Consider the following 23,186-nt stretch of genomic DNA (forward strand, 5'->3'; position numbering starts at 1 on the left):
AGAACGAATCACTGGATTTAGAGAGACAGCCATGCGCCATCGCAATGCAGGATTTAAACTCGGACGCAATACCAGCCATCGCCGCGCCCTTCTGCGCAACCTGGCTACGTCCGTCATTCTCGAAGACCGTGTAGAGACCACCGTAGCCAAGGCGAAGGCCGTGCGTCCACACGTCGAAAGACTCATTACTCTGGGCAAGAAGGGAGACCTGCACGCACGGCGTCAGGCCCTCGCTTATCTCCAGACCCGCGACGCGGTGACGCGTCTTTTTGACACTGTGGCTCCTCGCTACGGCGACCGTAACGGTGGCTATCTGCGCATTGTCCGCCGTGGCTTCCAGCGGGGTGATGGTGCAGAAAAGGCCTTCATCGAGCTTCTCGGCGCTGAAGCCGTTCTCGATGAAAAGCGCCAGAAGCGCGCCGAAGCCCGCCAGAAGCGCCGCGAAGAGCTGCAAAAGGCCATGGAGGCCGAGCAGCAGCAGTCCGAAGGCGGCGAGCAGGCATAAACATCTCCTTCCTTCCGGAAGGTCCACACCCAACGCGCCCTCAAAAAAGGGCGCGTTTTTTGTTCTGCTTGATGGTTGCTGACAGGCTTGTTCTAGACCGATACGGTTGCAAGCGATGCAATGACGCAGTTCCGCCCCCGGTGTTTGGCCGTATACAGGGCACGGTCTGCATTCCTTAGCAGGTCGACCAGAGAGGTGCCATTTTCGGGGTAGATCGCAATGCCAATCGAGACGGTAGTCTCCCGCAGGTTCTCTCCTCGGAAGCGCAGTTGCTGGTTCTGGACCCGCCGGCGGATCTGTTCCGCACGTTCCCGGGCCGCTTCGGCCCCGGTTTCCGGAAGAATAATGACAAACTCCTCGCCCCCATAGCGGCAGATAATGTCCTCCGCACGGACCGAGTTCCGGAAGATCTCCGCTGTTTCCCGCAGCACGTAATCTCCGGCATCGTGCCCATAGGTGTCATTAAAGTGTTTGAAGTGGTCCACATCAATCATCAGGACGGCCAGTTCGGTCCGGCTCCTTGCGGCCCGGCGGATCTCCCGGTCCAGCGAGATTTCCATGAAATGACGGTTGAAAAGATTGGTCAGCCCATCGCGCACCGACTGGTGTTCCAGTCTGGCGCGCAGGGCGAGGCTGGCGAAGTAGAGCGCCGAGACCTTGGCGATACTTTTGAGCGCCTCCATGCGGGACTCCATCAGGCCCTCGTAGTCCTCGGAGACAGGTTCGACATAAAGGACGCCCAGCGTGTCTCCATGTGCCGCCAGCGGCATACAGAGATAGCTCTTCGGGGGTGGGCCGGCAAAGTGCTCGCATTCGATTTGTGAATGGGCATGACGCCGCCAGCGGTCTTGTCCGCTGCGCAGTCCGCAACAGGCGTTGGGTGGAAAACCTTCTAGGATATGGCCGGTTTCTCCTGAAGTTGCAGCCACCTCTACCAGTTGCCGGGAATTATTGATCATCAGCAGGGCAATTTTCGCCGAGGGCAGAAGCTGAGAACACCAGCGCACGGCCACCTGATAGGCTTGCGTCAGATTGGTGCAGAGTTGCAGCTCTTCCCGCGCGGAAGCCAGAAGGCCTGCTTCGCGGGCACTTTGTTCCATCAGCCGTATGGTTGCAGACAACCGTGCATTGGTCTCGGAAATTTCCGCTTCGTACCGTAAGCGCTGCAAAGCATCGCGGATGAGCAGCAGAAAAAGCATCAGGACCACAACCAGAGAAACCAAAAGCAGCACCGCTCCCGCGCTCAGACTACGATACGCTCCCCGCTGGAAGTCGTCTCTCCTTTGTCGCAGCAGGGTGTTTTCATCCGCCTGCATCCGGACCATGGAGTCCCGGCAACTCAACAATTGGTCCTCTTCAGCCTTGCTTTGTGCCTCACTCGGGTCGGCTGGCAGGTCTTCAACAAGCTTTTTCAGATCTTCCGTACAGCGATGCAGCTCCCGGGCGCGCGCAGTTTGGGCCGGATTGTCCGCCACCAGGTCTTCCAGGTGGCCGGTTCCCGCCTCCAGCAGCCCGGCGGCGGCCTGTGCACCATGCAGGTTTGACTCATCTTTTGTGGCGAAATACAGCCTGCTCAGCAACTCCACCCGGTCCAGACGTTGTGCATTTCCCTGCAGTACTGAGAGCACTTCATGCGAATGCTCTTCCCAGTCGCGCGCAGCCAGAAGATGCTTGGAGGTAAGATAGGCAATTAACGCTGCCGCGCACAGGAAAAGAATGGCCCCCACTGCTCCCAGAATGAGCAGGATCATGGTCCGTCCTTTCGAGGAAAAGGGGAGACGTTGCAAGGTCCAATCAATCCTGGCACAAGTTTATAGCACCTGACGCAGGCCAATACAGGAAATTTGGCCGTTTCCATCGGACGCAAGGGCCGAATCGGGAAGTGTGTCCGGGCCCGATTTCAGTCTGGGAGGCAAAGGCCTCTTTGTACCCGGTGTTACACTGGAACGTTTTCCTTATGGCCAAATCCGCATCTCTTCCGTCCGCCGGTCCCTTACGTGTTGCCGATGACATTACAAAGCTCATGGGGCAGACTCCCGTCCTGCGCCTGCGCCGCATGGCCACACCGGAAACCGCCGACCTTTTTGCCAAACTGGAGTTTCTCAATCCAGGCGGCAGCGTCAAAGACCGCGCCGCGCTGGGGATGATTCTCGATGCTGAGGCCCGCGGCGTCCTCAAACCCGGGGCCACCATTGTTGAGGCAACGGCCGGAAACACCGGCGTAGGCCTGGCGCTGGTGGGTGTAAATCGCGGGTATAAGGTCATCTTGTTTGTCCCTGAAGGATACGCGGAAGAAAAATGTATGCTCATGCGCGGATTTGGTGCGACGGTGGTCCGTACCCCGGAGGCTGAAGGGATGAGTGGGGCCATCCGTCAGGCCCTGGCCCTGGCCCGCTCCCATCCGGACGTCTTTCCTGCCCTGCAGTTTGAGAATGAAGCCAACCCGCGCTTTCACTACGAAACAACTGCCCGCGAACTTTGGGAGCAGATGGAGGGCCGGATTGATGCCTTTGTTGCTGGCGTCGGCACCGGGGGCACGTTCTCCGGGATTGCGCGCTATCTCAAAGAGAAGGACCCTGAAATCTATACCGTTGCGGTCGAAACGGAAGGCTCCGTCCTGCAGGGCGGCGAACCAGGCCCCCATAAAGTAGAAGGAATCGGGGTCTCATTTGTGCCAAAGACCTTTGACCGTAGTGTTGCCGACGAAATTGTCCGTGTCATGGATGCAGAGGCATTCGCCATGGTAAGGCGGCTGGCCGCAGAAGAGGGCGTGCTTGCAGGATCAAGCGCGGGAGCAAACGTCCATGCTGCTCTTCATGTGGCGCGTCGGATGGGTCCGGGCAAGCGCGTGATCACCATCGTGCCGGATTCGGCCGAGCGCTATCTTTCCAAAAAGATATTTGACGTTTAACCATTCTGGATTCCGGCCTCTCTCGCCCCGGATGTGCGGTGTTTAAATGGGAGAAGGGCTGGCCTATCATTCCCCGCAGCGGGAAGAGACAGCGGGAATCAGGCGTCCAAAGGAAACGCAACCTACAATGACAAAACGGAATTTTGGATTTTCTACACGGGCCGTTCACGATGGACAGGCACCCGATCCTCAGACCGGGGCCGTCAACGTACCACTCTATCTCACTTCCACCTACGCGCAGGAGGAGGTCGGCAAGCATAAAGGCTGGGACTACTCCCGGGCCGGCAATCCCACACGCGATGCTTTGGAGGCCAGCCTGGCGTCTCTCGAAGGCGGAGCGAATGCGTGTGTCTTCGGTAGCGGCATGGCTGCCATCATGGCGCTGGTGACTCTGCTCCGCACCGGAGACCATGTTGTTTGTGGAGAAAATGTCTATGGCGGCACTACCCGGCTTTTCAACCAGATTGTCGTCAACTACGGGATTGAATTCACTTATGTGGACACCTCCGACCCTGAGAATGTGCGCCGCGCCATTCGTCCCACGACAAAGCTCGTGCACATTGAAACGCCCACCAATCCGCTGATGACTCTGACCGATATCCGGGCCGTTGCGGACATCTGCCATGAGCACGGCATCGACATGAGCGTCGACAACACCTTCATGTCGCCCTTTTTGCAGCGGCCGATTGAGCTTGGCGCCGATATCGTAATGCACTCAACGACCAAGTTCCTCAATGGGCACAGTGATGGGCTGGGAGGGGTCCTGGTGGGCACCCGTCCTGAGCATAAGGAGAAGTTTGGTTTCGTGCAGAAGTCTACGGGGGGAATTCTCTCTCCCTTCGAGTGCTGGCTGGTCCTCCGCGGAGTCAAGACCCTGGCCGTGCGGATGAAGCAGCACGATGAGAACGGACGCAAAGTCGCCGCCTTTCTGGCGCAGCACAAAAAGGTAAAAAAGGTCTTCTATCCCGGACTGCCTCAGCATCCGCAGCATGAGCTGGCCAAACGCCAGTCGTATGGATTTGGCTCCATGATGTCCTTTGAGCTGGAGTCCTTTGAGGCAGCCAAGGAATTGCTCCGCAGTGTGCGCCTGTGCATCCTGGGCGAATCCCTTGGCGGGGTGGAGACCCTGATCTCCCACCCTGCAACCATGACCCACGCCGCCACTGGGGCTGCAATGCGCGCCAGACTGGGCATTACCGATGGCCTTGTGCGTCTTTCCGTCGGAATTGAAGATGCAGACGATCTGATTGCCGACCTGGACCAGGCCCTGGCAAAGCTGTGAAGAAGGCCCTCATCTCCTGGAGCAGCGGCAAGGACAGTGCCTGGACGCTGCATGTCCTGCGGCAGTCAAGGGAGTATCAAGCCGTCGGCCTGCTCACCACGCTGAACGCCGCATTCGACCGCGTGGCCATGCACAGTACCCGCCGCGCCGTTCTTGAGGCCCAGGCCGCGGCGGCCGGTCTGCCTCTCTGGACGGTTCCGCTGCCCTGGCCCTGCTCGAACGAGCAATACGAACTGGCCATGCAAAATGCCTGTGCCAGGGCCGTGTCCGAAGGCATCGAAGTCATGGCCTTTGGCGACCTATTTCTTGAAGACGTCCGCCGCTATCGGGAAGAGCGGCTTGCCGGCACAGGTCTGACGCCGATATTTCCTCTGTGGGGCGAAAATACACATCAACTGGCTGAAGCCATGGTTTCTGCCGGCCTCAGGGCCCGCGTCGTCTGCCTCGACCCACGCAAGCTGCCCCGCCGTTATGCCGGGCGTGATTATGATGCCGCGTTGCTTCGCGATCTTCCTGCCGATGTTGACCCTTGCGGAGAAAACGGCGAATTCCATACCTGCGTCTATGCCGGACCGTTCTTTCAGAAGGAAATCAAAATAGGGACTGGAGAAGTCGTCGAGAGAGAGGGGTTTGTGTTCGCAGATGTGGTCCTGGACCGCTGATCCTGCCCCATCCTTCTCTGTAGGGCAGAGAAGGATGGGCATACGGTGAGACGGGACCTACCTGTCCCAGTCATCATCGTCATGGTGTTTGTACCAGCCATAATGATGGCCGTGGTCATGCGGATACCAGCCTCGGTCCTCTCGGTCATCGCCATAAGGACGGTCATAGCGCGGTACCCAATGGCCGCGGTAGACCCAGTGTCCGGGCACCCAGACCGCGCCTGCATCATATCCCGGTACCCAGAGATACCCGGGCCCAGGGCAGGGAGGAGCATATGCCGGAACCGCAACCACCGGAGCGCCTATCTGCACTGAGATACCTACCTGTGCCTGTGTCTGAACATCTGAAAACAGAACAAAGGCCACAGCCAGGATCCATGTACCAGCAATTCGTTTCATCTTCAACCTCCTCATCTTCCTGCATAGGGATAAGACAGACGATTTTCAAAGAAGTTGCGGAGATTCGGTTTTCAAACAAGCTGCGTATTTTTCCCATCGATGGTCCACAAAACAAAATTTTGGGACAGCATCTTTTGCGCTCCTGTCTGCATCGCGCCAGGCAAATCCTGTATACAAAAATTCTGCGGAAATTAGACTGGAAGAAAAGCAAACAAACCATCAGGAGCCGTATTCTGTCCACACAGTTGCAACCCCAGACGGTCGCCCCTTCACGCCCTCTCTGCGTGGATTTGGACGGGACCCTGGTCAAAAGTGACACTCTGGCCGATTCTTTGTTACTGCTTCTTCGGACGCATCCTTTGCTTTTTCTGCGGGCCTTCGGCTGGGCCTTCAAAGGGAAAGCGGCGCTCAAGGCCCAGGTCAGCCGATATGTCTCTCTGGATGCTTCCCGCCTGCCCTACAACCGGCCGCTGCTCGCATTTCTTGAACAGGAACATGGCCGGGGACGCAGCATTTTTCTTGTCACGGGTGCCGACGGCAGGCTCGCGGACCAAATCACGGCCTATCTTCCGCTCTTTCACGGGGTGCTCGCCAGTGACGGGCATACGAACCTCACAGGGGTCCGGAAACTTGCCCGACTGCGCCAGCAGTTTGCCCAAGATGGGTTTGATTACGTGGGGAATGCCTGGTCAGACCTTCCCGTCCTCAGCCATGCCGGCGAGGCCATGCTGGCCAACCCGCATCCCGGACTTGCTGCCCGCCTGCGTTCGCGCAATATTCGTGTGGGCCGGGTGTTTCGCGACCGGCCATCCTTGGCAAGCGCTTTGTTCCGCGCCCTCCGCCCCCATCAGTGGGCCAAAAATGTTCTCGTGATTGTTCCGCTTCTGCTGGCGCATACCCTGCATCCGGTCCTGGTATTCCGCGCGCTGCTTGCCTTCACATGCTTCTGTTGCTGCGCTTCGGCCAGCTACATCATCAATGATCTGCTGGACCTGGAAGCCGACCGGCACCATGCCACCAAACGCTATCGCCCCTTTGCGGCCGGGGACCTCCAGGCCTCTACCGGCATTGTCATCGCCATGGTCCTTTTACTGGCTTCTTTTCTCTCGGCTGCGCGGCTGCTTCCGGGGGCATTTGCTGCATGGCTTGCCCTGTATCTGATGGCCACCCTGGGTTATTCGCTTGCGCTCAAGCGGGTCGCACTGGTGGATGTCGTGCTGCTTGCCGGGCTTTATACGCTGCGTCTGGTGGCGGGCGGCGCGGCAACAGAGACTCCCGTTTCCGCATGGCTGGCTGCCTTCTCCGTATTTTTCTTTTTCAGTCTTGCCCTGGTCAAACGATTCAGTGAGCTCGAAAATCTGCGCGAGCAGGGCCGCAGCATCGCCCATGGACGCGGCTATCTGGTCTCGGATGCCTTCCAGTTGCGCAGCTTTGGCACATCCAGCGGATACGCCGCGCTGGTCGTTTTTGCCCTCTACATCAATGGAAGCAAAGTGGCCTCCCTGTACCGGCATCCGGCGCGCATGTGGTGGATTCTGCCTCTGCTTCTGTTCTGGATCAGCCGCGTCTGGCTGCTGGCCTCGCGCGGGGAAATGCATGAAGACCCCGTGATCTTTGCGCTCACTGACCGGATGAGCCTGCTGATTGGCCTCGCCGTGCTGCTCATTGCCGTCATGGCTGCGCTCTGATGTGGTCAGACCACTTATTTTTGAATCGACCCGGGTTCGCCCGCATCTAAAAGTTTTATAGTCCTGCAAGGCTGAATGGTTCGGCCTTTCTTTGATGTCGGCCGTCTCCATTTAGAATGGAAGGTTGTTTGACCGTCTGGGCCGGCTCGGGCCAATGCAATGTCATAGTTTCGAGTAGGTTTTCATTCAAGAGGATTACTATCTACTTTTTTGAAGAGATGATCAGGTCCGGAAAAGCTGACAGCGGCGAAGTTGAGGTTGTGCACAGGCTGCCAGCCGGACCAGAGTCTTAGCGCCTCGGGACGGTAGGGTGTTTGCACACCCGTACTGGCGGGCCGCAGGAGAGATGAAGGGACTATGTGGATTGTTCGCCTCGCGCTGCGACGGCCTTATACATTTGCTGTCTTTGCCCTGCTCTTGATGATTCTGGGTCCGGTGGCCATTCTGCGCACACCCACGGACATCTTTCCCAATATTGATATCCCTGTGGTGGCCATGGTCTGGAACTACACCGGACTTTCTCCAGAACAGATGGCCCAGCGCATCGTCTACCAGAGCGAGCGCACGCTGACGACCACGGTCAATGACATTGAGCACATCGAATCGCAATCGCTCAATGGAATGGGCATCATCAAGATCTACTTTCAGCCTAAAGTCAACATCGCCATGGCCGTGGCCCAGGTCACTGCCATCGGTCAGACACAGTTGCGCCAGTTGCCGCAGGGCACCACTCCTCCGCTCATCCTGCAATACAGCGCTTCCAGTGTTCCCATTCTCCAGCTCGGCATTTCTGGCGAAGGGCTTTCCGAGCAGCAACTGAATGACTATGCATTGAACTTCATCCGGACCCAGCTGGTCACTGTGGATGGTGCCGGAATCCCGTATCCGTATGGCGGCAAGCAGCGGCAGATCCAGGTGGACATTGATGCGCAGAAGCTTCAGGCAAAAGGGCTCTCCCCTGCGGACATCACCAGCACCATCGCCAATCAGAACCTGATTCTTCCCTCCGGTACTACCAAAATCGGGATGTTTGAATATCAGGTGGAGACCAACAGCGCCCCGAAAACCGTGCAGGAGCTGAATGATCTTCCCATCCGCGCCGTCAACGGTGGCATCGTATATATCCGCGACGTTGCCCATGTTCGCGATGGCTTTCCTCCCCAGACCAACATTGTCCGTGTGGACGGCCAGCGCTCCTCGCTTTTGAGCATCATTAAGACCGGCGATGCTTCCACCCTGGACATCGTCAAGGGCATCCGGGCCAAGATTCCCATCATCAAGTCACAGCTTCCCCCTCAGCTCAGGATTGTTCCGCTCGCCGACCAGTCCATTTTTGTGCGCGCTGCCATCAGCGGGGTCGTCCGGGAGGCGCTGATTGCTGCCTGCCTGACGGCCATCATGATCCTGGTCTTTCTGGGCAGTTGGCGAAGCACGCTGATTATTGCCGTCTCCATCCCGCTCTCCATCCTTACCTCGATCATCGTTTTAAGCGCCCTGGGTGAAACGATTAACATCATGACGCTGGGAGGACTGGCGCTGGCGGTCGGCATCCTGGTCGACGATGCTACGGTCGAGATTGAGAACATCAACCGGAACCTGGAGCAGGGGAAGGCCATCGAGCAGGCCATCCTCGATGGTGCCGCGCAGATTGCCCTTCCCGCCTTTGTGGCGACCATCTCCATCTGTATCGTCTTTGTTCCGATGTTCTTTCTCACCGGCGTGGCGCGGTATCTTTTCGTGCCGCTGGCAGAAGCCGTCATCTTTGCCATGCTGGCCTCTTATCTGCTCTCCCGCACCGTCGTTCCCACGATGGCCAAGTATCTGCTGCGTGAGCATGATGATGACGAGATGGAGCGCCGTCAGAACAGCAGAAACCCCTTTGTCCGGTTTCAGATGGCCTTTGAGCGCGGCTTTGAGAAATTCCGTCACGGCTACTATGCAATTCTGCAGATGTGCGTGGCGCATGCCGGACTGTTCCTGGCCGGATTCCTCCTCTTTGCTCTTGCCTCGGCGGCCCTGCTTTTCCCGTTCCTGGGGCAGGACTTCTTCCCCAAAGTCGATGCGGGGCAGTTCAAAATCCACCTTCGCGCCCACACCGGCACCCGGATTGAGGAAACAGCCCGGCTCTGCGATGAGGTGGACCGCACGATCCGCGAAGTCATTCCCAAGGACGAGCTGGTCACCATCATTGATAACATTGGACTGCCCTACAGCGGCATCAACACCACCTACAGCAACTCTGCCACCATCGGCCCTGCCGACGCCGACATCCAGGTCTCTCTGGCCGAACATCATCATCCCACTGATGCGTATGTGCAGAAGCTTCGCGCTGTTCTGGCCGAACGCTTTCCCGGGGTCATTTTTTATGAGCTGCCCACGGACATGGTCACCCAGATCCTCAACTTCGGCCTGCCAGCGCCGATTGATATCCAGATCGTTGGGCCGGACCTGCAGGGCAATCGCGCCTTCGCCGAGCAGATGCTGAACCGCATCAAATATGTTCCCGGCACCGCAGACATGCGCATCCAGCAGCCCTTCAATAATCCCAATCTGAATGTTGATGTGGACCGCACCAAGGCCGGGCAGATCGGCCTCACCCAGTCCAACGTGGCCCAGAGCCTGCTGGTGGCCACCAGTGGAAGCTTCCAGACTTCGCCCAATTTCTGGCTGAACCCCAAGACGGGCGTCAGCTACAGCATCGCCGTCCAGGCCCCGCAGTACACTCTGGACACGATGCAGGACCTGCGCAATATCCCGATTACTCCCAACGGAGCCGACAGCACCACTGCGCAGACGGCGCAGAGTAACGGGGCCGGCAGTCCGCCCGTGGCCACTCCGTCCCCGATGGGGGCAAAGCCGATACAGATTCTGGGCAACCTGGCTGACATTACCCCGGGTTCAGAGTTGGGGACCGAATCACACTACAACATTGCCCCTGTCATTGATATCTATGGCAACGTCGTCAACAGCGATCTTGCCAGCGTCAATAAGCAGATCGAGCAGATCATTGCTCAGATGAAAAGCAAGCTGCCCCGCGGATCGCAGGTGATTGTGCGTGGTCAGGTCCAGACCATGCGCAGTTCTTTTATCGGGCTTCTCGGTGGCCTGGTCTTCTCCATTCTGCTGGTGTACCTGCTGATTGTGGTCAACTTCCAGTCCTGGCTGGACCCGCTGATTGTTATCTCGGCCCTGCCTGCCGCGCTGTCCGGCATCGTCTGGTTTCTTTTCATCACGCATACGCGCATCAGCGTACCGGCGCTCACCGGGGCCATCATGTGTATGGGGGTGGCCACATCCAACTCCATCCTGGTCATCAGCTTTGCTCGTGAGCGTCTGGAAGAGAATGTCGGGGACGCTCCGGCCGCTGCGCTGGCTGCTGGTTTCACCCGCTTCCGTCCCGTCATCATGACGGCCCTGGCCATGATTATCGGTATGGGACCCATGGCCCTGGGGCTAGGCGATGGCGGTGAGCAGAACGCCCCTCTGGGACGTGCTGTGATCGGGGGACTCCTGTTCGCAACCGTTTCAACCCTGTTCTTCGTGCCCACCTTCTTCAGCGCCATTCATGGCTGGCTGGAGGGCCGGAGGCGCAAAAAACAAAAGACAGCGGAAGGAAAGCACTATGAGTAACACGTCGCAAGAGCAGCAGGCACGGCCTCTTTCCCGAGGCAAAGCGGGCATCCTGCTGTTTGTGTTTCTTGCTGTCGCGGTCGGTATCGCCATTGCGGGCATTCTTCCTCGCCTGCGTGACCGCAAAGAATTGCGCCAGCAGACCAGTGAGCTGGCCGCGCCCACGGTCTTGGTGGCCGCTCCCCAGTTGGGTGCGCCTTCTGAGGAGGTCGTGCTGCCCGGCAATATCTTTGCCTACGTGGATTCCCCCATCTATGCGCGCACCAGCGGCTATCTGCGCAAGTGGTATTTTGACATCGGCGCGCACGTGCGAAAAGGCCAGCTTCTGGCGGAAATCGAAAGCCCGGAAGTCGACCAGCAGCTGGCGCAGGCCAGGGCCGACCTGCTTACGGCCGAGGCCAATGCAAAATATGCCCAGATGACGGCTTCGCGCTATCAGGACCTGGTGAAGAGCAATGCCGTTTCCCGTCAGGACACGGAAAACTTTACCACCCAGGCCGCTGCCACCAATACCCAGGTCAAATCGGCACTCGCCAATGTTCAGCGCCTTGAGCAGTTGGTCTCCTTTGAAAAAATCTATGCCCCATTTGACGGTGTAGTGACCGCGCGTGGCGTGGACATTGGCCAGCTCATTGATGCAGGCGCCAACAAGGAGCTCTTTCATCTTTCCGATGAACACATCCTTCGCGTCTATGTGAACGTGCCCCAGCTCTACTCGCTGGCCTGCAAACCAGGGGTTACGGCCGACCTCACGTTTGTGGAGTATCCTGGCCGTACCTTCCAGGGAAGGATCGTGCGTACTGCCAAGGCCATTGATCCCACCTCCCGCACGCTGCTCGTTGAAGTAGATGTGGACAATCGCAGCGGGGACCTGGTCCCTGGGGCCTACGCGCAGGTCCACTTCAAGCTGCAAAGCCCCGTCCGCTCCCTCATCGTTCCCGTGCCCGCTCTGCTCTTCCGTTCAGAAGGACTGCGCGTGGCCATTGTGCAGGACAATAAGGCCCGACTGGTGCCCATTACCATTGGCCGTGACGATGGCCGCGTCGTCGAAGTCACAGCTGGACTGCATCCCGAGGACCAGGTCATCCAGGACCCGCCCGATTCCATTGTGGATGGTGAGCCGGTCCGCATCGTGCAGCCCGGTCAGCAGCAAAAGAGCGGAGGCGAGTAGGCATGGGGCCTTGCTGGTCTTTCCAAAAGTTGTCCTTGCGTCCAGGCAGCCTGGCAGCTTGGCTCACGGCCGTTCTTCTTCCTCTGGCCGGGTGCACCGTCGGACCGAACTATAAGCGTCCTGCTCCGCTTGCGCCTCCGCCTCCGGCGTTTAAGGAGGCCGTGCCGCCCCCGGGTATCCCCAATGGAGGATGGAAACAGGCGCAGCCCAATGACCAGTCTTTGCGCGGCAAGTGGTGGGAGATCTACAACGACCCGCAACTGAATGCTCTGGAAGAGAAAGTAGCCGTCTCCAACCAGACGCTCCGTGCCGCCATGGAGCAGTATTTTGCTGCTCGTGCCGCGGTGCAGACCTATCGCGCCAGTTATTTCCCCACTCTCAGCGCCGGACCATCCATCACCCGGCAACACCTTTCCAGCAACCGTCCTACCGCGGTCCCAGGCGCTGTCAGCCAGTACAACGATTTCGCGCTTTCCGGCCAGGCAAGCTGGGAGCCAGACCTCTGGGGACAGGTCCGGCGCAGCGTGGAATCGGCGCGCGCCACGGCCCAGGCCTCTGCCGCCGATCTTGCCAATGTGGAGTTGAGCCTCCGCTCTGAGCTGGCGCTCGATTACTTTGAGATGCGCGGCCTCGACCTGCAAAAGCAGTTGCTCGATCACACCGTTGCTTCCTACGAAGACTATCTCAAGCTCACCCAGATCCGCTTCCAGGGAGGCGTCGCCACAGAGGCGGATGTTGCCCTGGCCCGGACGCAGCTGGAAACCACCCGCGCACAGGACATCGACGTAGGGGTGGCCCGCGCACAGTATGAGCATGCCATCGCCACCCTCATCGGGCAGACCGCATCCAGCTTCAGCCTGCCTCCGTTACCCCTGGATCGAACGCTTCCACAAGTGCCTCTGATTGTGCCCTCGGAGCTGCTGGAGCGCCGCCCGGATATCGCCGCGGCTGAACGCCGTGCCGATGCCGCCAATGCGCAGATTGGCATTGCCATCTCTGCCTACTATCCAACCATCACCCTCTCCGGAGCCGGAGGCTTTGAGAGCCGCAGTCCGGGCACCTGGATCCAGGGTCCCAGTGCGCTCTGGTCTCTGGGCGCCTCAGCTTCCGAACTCCTCTTTGATGCGGGCCGTCGCCATGCGCTTACAGAAGAGGCACGCGCCAACTATGAGGTCACTGTCGCCAATTACCGTCAGAGTGTCCTCAATGCCTTCCAGGAAGTTGAAGACAATCTTGCCGCCCTGCGCATCCTCAATCAGGAGGCCGCGACTCAGGCCGCCGCTGTTCAGGCCGCCCAGCGCTCCCTGGAACTCAGCACTCGTCGCTACAAGCAGGGGCTGGTAGATTATCTGGAAGTCATCACCGCGCAGGCTGCACTTCTGGCGAATCAGCGTACCCAGGCCGACATCACCACGCGCCAGTTTGCCGCCAGTGCGCAACTGATTAAGGCCCTCGGCGGAGGCTGGAACACCTCCCAGCTTCCGAATCCATAAGCGCTTTCCGTCCAGGCTGTTATGAACGGCCTGGACGGGACGGAATGACTTTCTTCTCTGCTCCTTCGTCCATTAAGGTAGAAATCCATGCGGCCACTTTTCACGCTTCGGCTGTCTTCCCTTCTGGTCCTGTCTCTTTTGCCCTCTGTCTTCGCACAGCAGCCAAGTACGCCGGTCCGCGTCTTTGAATCACCTGAGGGCCAAACCGCTCCCGCCACGGCCCCTGCCACGGTCCAGGTGCGGCCCGGGATCGAGCTCATACAGGCACGTCCTCTGGATACCCAGGCGCTTTCCTCCCGCAAAAGCTCCTACACATTCACCGTGCAGCCCGGAGACTGGATGGACACCGGCGTCGAGGTCGTACCCGGTGACCATCTGGACTTTTCTGCTTCCGGCACCCTCACGCTCTCGGATCAGCGCTCTTCAGCACCCGATGGCGTGGCCCGCGGCTGGAAGGACCTCTTGCGGCAATTTCCTCTCAACAGCGCGAATGCCGGCGCTCTCATCGGACGCATCAGCAGCAATGCGGCCTCTGTGCCTTTTCTCATCGGCGCGCGCAAACAGATGGACGTCACGATGAGCGGGAAGCTCTATCTCAGCGCAAATCTCAGCAGCGACCTTTCCGCCGACGGAAGCTATTCGGTCAAAATCAAACTCTCGAAATCACAGGCGGCCGCCACTCCCGCCGCTTCCGTGGACCTGGGGCAGCTTCTCTCCCCGGACCTCTTCAGCCAGATTCCGCGCCGCGTGCAGGATGAGCAGGGCCACCCCGGCGACATGGTGAACTTTGCCATCATCGGAACCAAAGACCAGGTACAAAAGGCCTTTCAGGCCGCTGGATGGACCGCCGTGGACAAGACCACACAGGACGCCATTTTGCACGGTCTTCTGGCCACCCTTTCGCATGAGGCATATCTGCAAATGCCGATGAGCACCCTTTACCTCTTCGGACGCCCGCAGGACCTCTCCTATGCCCGTGCGGATCCGATTGCTGTCGCTGCCGACCGCCACCACCTCCGCGTCTGGCAGAGTACAGAAACTGTGGATGGCAGGCCCCTCTGGGTTGGCTCGGCGACCCACGATCATGGCTTTGAGAAAGACCAGCGCAACGGCGGCATCACGCACCATATTGACCCGAATATTGATGCTGAGCGCGACTTCATCCAGCAGAGTTTTGCCGCTGCCGGAGTATTGGCTGGCGCCGCCTACGTCACCCCCTCCGATCCGCTGAAGGAAGCACGCACGGCCACCGGCGGCAGCTTCCATTCCGACGGCCGCATCGTGGTCATGATGCTGCGCTGAAAAAAGCGAAAGGGCGACTTCTCTTGCGAGTCATCGCCCTTTCTTTCCGATTTTTCAGAGATCTGGTACGGCCCCCAGTTCACAGCTCCCTGTCATCACTTCAGTACGACCGGAGCCACAGGTCTTTCGGCCTGCACTTTCCATGGTCCCTCTGATGTAATGCCGCTGCGTAAGCCCCAGGCGTCCCAAAAACCAGTCAGTCTCCTGACAGTTTCGGCTGGGCCCGTTTCCGGTCCCAGCGTGGATGGCCTGTCTGCCTTCTCCTTTACTGGAAGATCTCTCTTCCGGTGATTTGAAGCATACTCCCGTTCTGGACGAATACAAGGGGGATCGAAAATTTTCTGCTGTGGAAATAGAGTCCTTTCTGTGGAGAACTGCTCCTGTACACGCCATGCTGCAAACTAAATCCCGTGACAGATGGGAGAGCCTTTCCCGATCCAGAAGCAGCAAAACTCATTGTGACAGCACCAGAACCACTGGCACCCCTCGCCCATCATGTGAGGACGCGGTTTCCCTTCCTCGGGGAAGGGAAAAGGAGCAGGCTCTTTCAACGCGTCCTGCTGGGTGGAAATGGCATACTGCTCGCCGCTGGTTGTATTGGCCAGCGCCACCACCTGGTCGCCCTCGATCACAAGAAAGGAACTTGCCACAGAATCCGGTTTCTTCATCGCAGGGTCCGCTGCTTCGCAGGTTTTCAGAGGTGCTGTATCCTGGTGGGCAGCCAGGGCCGCCTTTACTGCCGTCAGGCACGAGCGTAGATAAATTTTTATCGGTGATCGGACACTCTGTTTTGCTTCCAGTTCCTGAGTACTGGAAGTTTCGGCGCGTAGCACTGGAGAGACAAAACAGAAAAGCAGCAACAGAGAAAACAACTTTTTTTGAGACATGTTCCTCCTCAGATGTGACACCGCTTGTCACGGCGATATAGTGAGGAGCAAGGGCGGTACGTAACAAATTTCCTGCACCCTATGGCCACAGAAAAATGTCATAAAGTACAGAAGTAAAGTACAGAAGCAGGAGGTTGCACCCAGATGAGCACAGCAAAGCTGCTGCTACTCGCAGGAGATTACGTGGAGGACTACGAGATCATGGTGCCTTTCCAGGCCCTTCAGATGGTTGGACACACAGTCCATGCTGTCTGTCCGGACAAGAAAGCGGGCCAGACCGTGCGCACCGCCATCCATGACTTTGAAGGTGACCAGACATATTCTGAAAAGCGCGGACACAACTTTGCCCTGAATGCGACGTTCTCTGAGGTCCGGGCCGAAGACTACGACGGGCTGGTCATCCCCGGTGGCCGCGCGCCCGAATATCTGCGCCTGAACAAACGTGTGCTGGAGATCGTCCGCCACTTCGCAGAGGCAGGGAAGCCCATCGCCGCCATCTGCCACGGGGCGCAGTTGTTGGCTGCCGCAGGAGTCATCAAAGGCAAACAAGTGAGCGCCTACCCGGCATGTTCGCCTGAAGTGCGGCTGGCCGGCGGAGAATACGTGGACCTCTCCATGACCGATGCCATCGCTGATGGCAATCTGGTGACGGCGCCAGCCTGGCCTGCGCATCCAGAATGGCTCAAAAAGTTTCACGCCGTGCTTAAGGCCCATCTGGCTTCCAAGGAGCAACCGGTAGGGGCAAAGAAGTAGCTCCTGCCGTTTCCGTGCAAGAGATCGCTGCCCGCAGCAGGATCCGCGGCCTGTTCTGCGGTCGCTGTTTCCTGAAAGCAGAAGGCCCGCTCCGGAGAGAGCGGGCCTTGGCTCTGGAGGGTCCTTCTTTCAGAGCGAACTCATGTTCTGCAGGAACTCGGCATTGTTGCGTGCCTTGCCCAGCTTGTCTACCAGCAGTTCCATCGCTTCCACTGGAGACAGCGGGTTCAGCACCTTGCGCAGTACCCAGATACGTTGCAGGTCTTCTTTGGGAATCAGCAGCTCTTCCTTACGGGTGCCGGAGCGCTGGATATCAATGGCTGGGAAGACGCGCTTGTCTACGAGCTTGCGGTCGAGGATGATTTCCATGTTGCCTGTGCCCTTGAATTCTTCAAAGATCACTTCATCCATACGCGAACCCGTGTCCACCAGGGCCGTAGCGATGATGGTCAGCGAGCCGCCTTCCTCAATGTTGCGCGCTGCACCAAAGAAGCGCTTCGGCCGCTGGAGGGCGTTGGAGTCCACACCGCCGGAAAGCACCTTGCCCGAGGGCGGGACAATGGTGTTGTAGGCGCGCGCAAGCCGCGTAATCGAGTCCAGCAGGATGACGACATCACGCTTGTGCTCGACCAGTCGCTTGGCCTTTTCAATCACCATTTCCGCGACCTGTACGTGGCGCGCCGCCGGTTCATCGAAGGTCGAGCTGATGACTTCGCCCTTCACCGAGCGCTGCATGTCGGTCACTTCCTCAGGCCGCTCGTCAATGAGCAGCACAATCAGCACGACTTCCGGATGGTTCGCGGTGATGGAGTTGGCGATGGACTGCAGCAGCATCGTTTTGCCGGTGCGCGGCGGGGCAACAATCAGTCCGCGCTGCCCTTTGCCGATCGGAGTGAGCAGGTCCATGACCCGCCCGCTGATGTTGTCGCGGACAGTCTCCATCTTGATCCGCTCTTCTGGGTAGAGCGGCGTCAGATTATCGAAGAGGATCTTGTTGCGTGTTTCCTCGGGCGATTCAAAGTTGATGGCCTCGATCTTGACCAGTGCAAAGTACTTTTCGCCCTCATGCGGAGGACGGACGTTGCCGCTGATCGTGTCGCCGGTCTTCAGATCAAATTTGCGGATCTGGGACGGCGATACGTAAATATCGTCAGGACCAGGCAGATAGTTATAGTCCGGGGAGCGGAGAAAGCCATAGCCGTCAGGCAGAATTTCCAGCACGCCCTCGGCGAAGATGTGCCCTTCTTTTTCGCTCTGTGCCTGAAGGATCTTGAAGATCAGGTCCTGTTTGCGCAGGCCGCTGGCACCCGGAATCTCAAGCTGGCGGGCAATCTTGCTCAGCTCTGTTATGTTTTTTTCTTTCAGTTCGGAGATGGTCATTGTCACCTACGGAGGGTCAGATGGTATTGGGAAGGTTGTTTACCGGAAGGAATTCATGTTGACGTTGCAGAATCTATGAAAACACAAAAAGCCAGCAGGGTGCGGCTTATGCCGCACGACGCTGCTGGGCCGGTGTTTTCTGGTCCGCTGCCACAACGGAGGCCACAGGGTTCTCATGCCGAAAGCGGACCATGACATCGTTCATGGTGTCCTGTACACGCGTATTCGGCTTGTGCAGCTTGCGGGTGGCCTTAGAAGCCAGCTGGCAGAGCTGATAACGGTTGGAAACATGGGTCAAAGCCCCAAAAACCAGTTCAGAACGCATGGTATTTCTCCCTTTATATGAAGCAGATGCTACGGTCCGGGCTTCAAATCGTAAGCAGTGGACCGCCGGGCGGAAACGCGCAGCAATTGCGGCTGGTTTTCGTTTCGCTGTCCCGGAAACTCTAACAAATTAGACGCGCCAGCAAGCGTCTTTGGTCACAAAAATTATTTCTTTCACTCCGGCCCCTTCTCAGTGGCCGGACGCAACCCGGCATGCGTCAAGTTAGGGCCAAGTCACGGTTTGTGCTGCTTTTGTAAACCAGGGCCCGTTTGTTCTTCTTTGAGAAGGTCCCTGTCATGGCGGACTGGTCTGGCCTTGCTTGCCCAGTCGCTCAGATGCATGAACGGCACTTTTCAACTTAAATCGCATCGGGCAGCAGGTCAATACTTTTTTTATTGGCCATATATATTTTTCTTCCGGAAATGGAAATCTTTCCATCCCTGCAGACCAGGCTTCCCGATCGAATGCATCTCTTTCAGATTCAATTGCTTAGCAGGAAACCATGACCCATGCATACGAATCGCGTCTTTCCGGTCTTGGGAGCAAAATGTTCCACGTGGAACACTTTTTGCATTGGGGACGCTGCTGGGCCGGCCCTGCTGCCCGTCCGGGCCAAATCCGGTATACTGGCGCGTTCGCTTATGAAGATTCTGGTTTGCATCAAACAGGTGCCGCAAAAGGACGCTCCGCTGAAGCTCAACGAGGCGGGGACATGGATTCGGGAAGATGTTTCCTATGAGGTCAATGAGCCGGATGCCTATGCGCTCGAAGAGGCCCTCCGCCAGAAGGAAAAGCACGGCGGCGAAGTCGTTGTCATCACCGCAGGCCCCGCGCGGGCGCAGCAGGTGCTGCGGGAGGCCTTGGCCAAGGGCGCTGACCGTGCCATTCATCTGGAAGACGACAGATTTGTTCACCTGGATTCCGTCAACACGGCGCGCGCCATTGCCGCGGCCATTGCCGAGGAGAACTTCGATCTGATCGTGACCGGCCTGCAATCGGACGATTTCGGAGCGGCACAAACCGGCGTCCTGTTGGCCGAAGTCCTCGGACTTCCGCACGCTACCATCATCATCGGCATTGAAAAGACCGACTCCGGACTGCGCCTGAAGCGTGAGCTGGAGGCCGGGCACTACCAGTGGATTGATATGCCAATGCCGGCGGTGCTCACGATCCAGAGCGGCATCAACAAGCTGCGTTATGCCTCGCTCATCGGCATCAAGCAGGCCAAAACCAAGCCTCTGCGCAAGGTCACATGGGTTGAAGTCGAACCGAAGCTCGGCCAAAACCTCCAGCAAATTGAGCGTCTCTATGTTCCGGTAAAGCAGAAAAAGACGGAGATGGTCGAAGGGCCTCCGGCGGAAGCAGCCCGCAAGGTCGTGGAATATCTCAAAAACACAGCAAGGGTACTCTAGTTCATGCTTTAATGTTGTGCATAGTTATTTTCAAGGAATTTTGAGTCGTTTATGGCCAATCTGAACATTCCTGAAGAAGAACGCAATCTTACTCCGGCGGAGATTGAGGCGCTTGATAAGCGCCGCCAGTGGGGACTGACCCTGCAAGTCATCGGCGGACAGTTCGCCTTTTTTGCCGTGCTGCTCACCTTGTGGTCCGGGCAGGATGCAACCTACTCGCCTGCCGGAATCCATCCGATGGTCTACTATGACATCTTTGCTGCCGTCATGGCCGTGGTCTTTGGCCTGTGGGGCACGCTCCTCAAGCGCGGACGCCAGGAGTTTGCAAGCTATTAGCGGTCGGTAGAAAACCGGTCAGCACGCCCTCGGCGTATGGGCAAAAGCGGTCAGCAATCCAAGGGGGAGCTCCGGCTCCCCTTAAGGCGCGTATGGCAGACACAATTCTTGTCGTCGCAGAGCAGCGGGAAAGCAAACTCAACCGCGTCTCGTTTGAGACCATTGCCGCCGCGCAGTCCATCTCCAGAGAAACTGGATGGGGCGTTGAAGTGGTGCTGACCGGAAGCGGCATCGCATCACTTGCGCAGGAGCTTGCGCAGAAGTCCGTTGCGCGTGTTTATGTGCTGGAGGCCGCCTCACTGGCCGCTTACACCTCCGATGCATATGTCTTTGCACTGAAGCAGTTCATTCAGCAAAAGCAGCCGAAGCTGGTGCTCTTTCCGCACACCTATCAGGTGCGCGATTTCGCGCCGCGTCTGGCGCTGGCTCTGGACCGCGCGCTGGTCTCCGACACCATCGGCTACAAGTATGAAAATGGCAAACTGCTCTTTACCCGGCAGATGTTTCAGGGGAAGTTTGCTGCTGATGTTTCCTTTGCCGGAGACGCGCCCTGGCTGGCCACCATCCAGATTGGGGCCTTTCGTGGCGACCAGGCTGTGGCCGGCACGGCCCCGGTAGAACATGTTGCTGCTGCGGAAACCACACCTCGCGTCACCCCGCATGAGGTCTTTCAGGAGGCCAAACAGGCCGTGGACCTCTCGCAGGCCGAGGTCATCGTCGCCGTCGGACGCGGCATCAAGGAGCAGAAAAACCTTGCCCTGGCCGAAGAGCTGGCCAAAACGCTAGGCGGAGAGGTGGCCGCCTCACGCCCCATCTGCGACAACGGCTGGCTCCCGCTGGAGCGGCAAATAGGCTCGTCGGGCCAGACAGTTGCACCCAAGCTTTACTTTGCCCTTGGCATCAGCGGCGCGATTCAGCACATTGTCGGGATGAAAGGCTCACGCACGATTGTCGCCGTCAACAAAGACCCTGAAGCGCCCATCTTTGAAATTGCCGATGTCGGGGTCGTCGGGAACCTTTTCGAGATTGTTCCTGCATTGACTGAAGAGATCAAGAAGACCAAAGCGTAGTGCTTCTTTTTCCCATGGTCTCCATGCCGCTGCAAGCCCAGGGCCTGAAGGGGGCCGAAACAGAAACAGGCAAGGCCGTGCATGGGCCCGAAGCCGGGCGAAGAAAACATGGGAGAGGTCCTGGAGACCCCTCAAGAGAAGGCCCGGTGCAGGCGATTGCTCAAAGCCGATTGCTTCAAGTACAACGATCAGTCCGGGCCCTGCGCACAGCGCATGTCCCGGGACGGGCAGTCTTATGATTACCTTTCGCAAACCTCTCGAAGGCATAGAGCGTCCGCAGATGGAGGCCGATGTGGTCATCATCGGCGGAGGTCCGGCCGGAATGGCCTGTGCGCTGCGTCTTGCGCAGCTCATCGATGAGCACAACGCGCACCATCCTGACGCGCAGCTCTCCAAAGACAACATCTACGTGCTGGAGAAGGCGCGCGAGGTGGGCCAGCACTGCCTCTCCGGTGCGCTGCTGGATCCGCGCTCGATGCGCGAGCTGCTGCCCGGCTTCGAGAGTGAAGCGCCGCTCGACGCTGAGGTCACCAAGGAATCAGTCTATTTCTTCAGCAAAGACAAGGCGCGCAAGCTGCCCATCGTCCCTCCACCTCTGCGCGACCATGGGAACTACGTCATTTCGCTCAACAAATTCGTCAAGTGGATGGGCCAGAAGGTCGAAGAAGCTGGCATTACCGTCTTTACCGGATTCGCTGGCTCCGCGCTTCTGTTTGAAGATGACAGTCGGGACCCGGAGCTGGCGCGTGTCATCGGCGTGCGCACGGACGATAAGGGCGTAGACAAGCATGGCCAGCCGAAAGCAAATTTTGAGCCGGGATATGACCTTCGCGCCAAAGTTACGGTCCTTGCTGAGGGAACACGCGGCAACTGCGCCAGGCAGCTGATTGAGCGCCTCGGTCTTGAAGATCCCGAGCACGCGCAAACCTACGGCCTTGGCGTCAAAGAGCTCTGGGAGGTCCCCGCAGGGCGCGTCGCCAAAGGCGAGGTCATTTACACGCTCGGCTGGCCGCTGACGACAAAAGAATATGGCGGCGCCTGGATCTACGGCGTCAGCGACACGCAAATCTCGCTTGGCCACGTCACCGGACTCGATTACGAAGATCCGCGTGTGGACCCTCATCACGCCCTCCAGTCCTTCAAGGAGCACCCGTTGATGCGCCGCCTTCTGGAAGGCGGAAAGATGCTGCGTTACGGCGCGAAGTCTCTTCCTTATGGCGGATGGCTGACCATTCCGCGCATCTACGGCAATGGATGGATGCTGTTGGGCGACTCGGCCAGCTTTCTGAATTCGCAGCGGCTCAAGGGCATCCATCTCGCCATCAAGACTGGGATGCTCGCCGCAGAGACCGCCTTCGACGCACTGGTGTCCGGCGACAGCTCTGCCGATACGCTGAGTGAATACAAAGCATCCCTGGATGCAAGCTGGGTACGCGACGAGCTATACCCGGTCCGCAACTTCCATCAGGCCTTCGAGCACGGGCGTGTGGAGGGCATCCTCAAGGCCGGAATCCAGTTTGTATTGCGCGGCAGCAATCTTGGCCCCGATTCAAAGAATGAAGCAGGCCATCTGCGTCTGAGACCGCTCGATGAACTGGGCAGCTGGCCCGGCGATCGCGCGCCAATTCTCTACAATGCAAAGGGTGACGGCAAGCTGACCTTTGATCGGCTCACCGATGTCTACCACTCCGGCACGCGCCATGAGGATGACCAGCCCACGCATCTTGTCGTCGCTGACCTGAACATCTGTAACACGCGCTGTATCGAGGAATATGGCAGCCCCTGCCAGTATTTTTGCCCGGCGGCCGTCTATGAGATGGTCGAGTCATCGGAATCGCCTTCGGGCAAGGAACTGCACATTAACTTTGCCAACTGCGTCCATTGCAAGACCTGCGACATCATGGACCCCTACCAGATCATTTACTGGGTCCCTCCCGAGGGAGGCGGCGGCCCAAATTATGATGGGATGTAACACCGGCG

19 protein-coding genes are annotated in these 23,186 nt (G+C 58.3%); 14 read left to right on the top strand and 5 right to left on the bottom strand.

The genetic code is table 11. The annotated features are described in order from the left end of the window. The first annotated feature begins 31 nt into the window (after positions 1-31). Positions 32-505, top strand: coding sequence for a 50S ribosomal protein L17 (gene rplQ / locus N655_RS0109200; protein WP_026442750.1), 474 nt, complete (start codon positions 32-34; stop codon positions 503-505). 92 nt (positions 506-597) lie between these two features. Here rplQ and N655_RS0109205 read toward each other — a convergent pair whose 3' ends face one another. Continuing rightward, a complete protein-coding gene (locus N655_RS0109205) occupies positions 598-2,256 on the bottom strand; it encodes a GGDEF domain-containing protein (RefSeq protein WP_026442751.1) in 1,659 nt (552 codons plus the stop codon). Positions 2,257-2,462: 206 nt separating this feature from the next. On the opposite strand from N655_RS0109205, the gene cysK reads away from it, so the two are divergent. From cysK to N655_RS0109220, 3 genes are all read left to right on the top strand, one after another. Continuing rightward, positions 2,463-3,416 (top strand): cysteine synthase A, encoded by a 954-nt coding sequence (gene cysK / locus N655_RS0109210; protein WP_044934331.1) that lies wholly within the window; start codon positions 2,463-2,465, stop codon positions 3,414-3,416. Between the two features lie 127 nt (positions 3,417-3,543). Continuing rightward, entirely contained in the window at positions 3,544-4,698 is a 1,155-nt protein-coding gene (locus N655_RS0109215; protein ID WP_026442753.1) for a trans-sulfuration enzyme family protein, read from the top strand. Then, on the top strand, positions 4,695-5,360 hold the full coding sequence (locus N655_RS0109220) for a Dph6-related ATP pyrophosphatase (RefSeq protein WP_026442754.1): 666 nt from the start codon (positions 4,695-4,697) through the stop codon (positions 5,358-5,360). Before N655_RS0109215 ends, N655_RS0109220 begins: the two co-directional genes overlap by 4 nt. Before the next feature lie 57 nt (positions 5,361-5,417). On the opposite strand, the gene N655_RS19845 is transcribed toward N655_RS0109220, so the two are convergent. Further along, complete coding sequence (locus N655_RS19845; protein ID WP_049961354.1) at positions 5,418-5,759, bottom strand: hypothetical protein; 342 nt, start codon at positions 5,757-5,759, stop codon at positions 5,418-5,420. Between the two features lie 245 nt (positions 5,760-6,004). On the opposite strand from N655_RS19845, the gene N655_RS0109230 reads away from it, so the two are divergent. The 5 genes from N655_RS0109230 (at position 6,005) to N655_RS19850 (ending at position 15,043) form a co-directional block, all read left to right on the top strand. After that, on the top strand, positions 6,005-7,447 hold the full coding sequence (locus N655_RS0109230) for a UbiA family prenyltransferase (protein ID WP_026442755.1): 1,443 nt from the start codon (positions 6,005-6,007) through the stop codon (positions 7,445-7,447). A 357-nt stretch (positions 7,448-7,804) separates the two neighbouring features. Next, the gene (locus N655_RS0109235) at positions 7,805-11,077 is read left to right on the top strand and encodes an efflux RND transporter permease subunit (protein ID WP_026442756.1); all 3,273 of its coding nucleotides are present in this window, start codon (positions 7,805-7,807) and stop codon (positions 11,075-11,077) included. Then, the gene (locus N655_RS18200; protein WP_044934333.1) at positions 11,070-12,248 is read left to right on the top strand and encodes an efflux RND transporter periplasmic adaptor subunit; all 1,179 of its coding nucleotides are present in this window, start codon (positions 11,070-11,072) and stop codon (positions 12,246-12,248) included. The genes N655_RS0109235 and N655_RS18200 overlap by 8 nt, the downstream gene beginning before the upstream one ends. Before the next feature lie 35 nt (positions 12,249-12,283). Then, the gene (locus N655_RS0109245; RefSeq protein ID WP_026442757.1) at positions 12,284-13,741 is read left to right on the top strand and encodes an efflux transporter outer membrane subunit; all 1,458 of its coding nucleotides are present in this window, start codon (positions 12,284-12,286) and stop codon (positions 13,739-13,741) included. A gap of 87 nt (positions 13,742-13,828) precedes the next feature. Beyond that, positions 13,829-15,043 carry an LssY C-terminal domain-containing protein gene (locus tag N655_RS19850; RefSeq protein WP_049961355.1) on the top strand — a complete coding sequence of 405 codons (1,215 nt, stop codon included), beginning with the start codon at positions 13,829-13,831 and terminating at the stop codon, positions 15,041-15,043. A gap of 401 nt (positions 15,044-15,444) precedes the next feature. Here the strand turns inward: N655_RS19850 and N655_RS0109255 are convergent, their stop codons facing one another. Then, entirely contained in the window at positions 15,445-15,930 is a 486-nt protein-coding gene (locus N655_RS0109255; RefSeq protein ID WP_026442758.1) for a hypothetical protein, read from the bottom strand. 144 nt (positions 15,931-16,074) lie between these two features. On the opposite strand from N655_RS0109255, the gene N655_RS0109260 reads away from it, so the two are divergent. Further along, complete coding sequence (locus tag N655_RS0109260) at positions 16,075-16,683, top strand: DJ-1/PfpI family protein (RefSeq protein ID WP_026442759.1); 609 nt, start codon at positions 16,075-16,077, stop codon at positions 16,681-16,683. A 129-nt stretch (positions 16,684-16,812) separates the two neighbouring features. Here N655_RS0109260 and rho read toward each other — a convergent pair whose 3' ends face one another. Together rho and N655_RS0109270 are read right to left on the bottom strand one after the other, a co-directional pair. Beyond that, the gene (gene rho, locus N655_RS0109265; RefSeq protein WP_026442760.1) at positions 16,813-18,063 is read right to left on the bottom strand and encodes a transcription termination factor Rho; all 1,251 of its coding nucleotides are present in this window, start codon (positions 18,061-18,063) and stop codon (positions 16,813-16,815) included. 106 nt (positions 18,064-18,169) lie between these two features. Beyond that, positions 18,170-18,388 (bottom strand): hypothetical protein, encoded by a 219-nt coding sequence (locus N655_RS0109270; RefSeq protein ID WP_026442761.1) that lies wholly within the window; start codon positions 18,386-18,388, stop codon positions 18,170-18,172. A gap of 509 nt (positions 18,389-18,897) precedes the next feature. Between N655_RS0109270 and N655_RS0109280 the strand changes: the two genes are divergently transcribed. The 4 genes from N655_RS0109280 (at position 18,898) to N655_RS0109300 (ending at position 23,178) form a co-directional block, all read left to right on the top strand. Further along, positions 18,898-19,800 (top strand): electron transfer flavoprotein subunit beta/FixA family protein, encoded by a 903-nt coding sequence (locus N655_RS0109280; RefSeq protein ID WP_238324622.1) that lies wholly within the window; start codon positions 18,898-18,900, stop codon positions 19,798-19,800. Positions 19,801-19,851: 51 nt separating this feature from the next. After that, positions 19,852-20,136 (top strand): hypothetical protein, encoded by a 285-nt coding sequence (locus N655_RS0109285; RefSeq protein WP_026442763.1) that lies wholly within the window; start codon positions 19,852-19,854, stop codon positions 20,134-20,136. Positions 20,137-20,228: 92 nt separating this feature from the next. Continuing rightward, on the top strand, positions 20,229-21,206 hold the full coding sequence (locus N655_RS0109290; protein WP_026442764.1) for an electron transfer flavoprotein subunit alpha/FixB family protein: 978 nt from the start codon (positions 20,229-20,231) through the stop codon (positions 21,204-21,206). A gap of 235 nt (positions 21,207-21,441) precedes the next feature. Continuing rightward, positions 21,442-23,178: an electron transfer flavoprotein-ubiquinone oxidoreductase gene (locus tag N655_RS0109300; RefSeq protein WP_026442766.1), complete on the top strand. Its 1,737-nt coding sequence runs from the start codon at positions 21,442-21,444 to the stop codon at positions 23,176-23,178. Positions 23,179-23,186: the final 8 nt, after the last annotated feature.

The organism is Pseudacidobacterium ailaaui (assembly GCF_000688455.1).
Taxonomy (GTDB): Bacteria; Acidobacteriota; Terriglobia; order Terriglobales; family Acidobacteriaceae; genus Pseudacidobacterium; species Pseudacidobacterium ailaaui.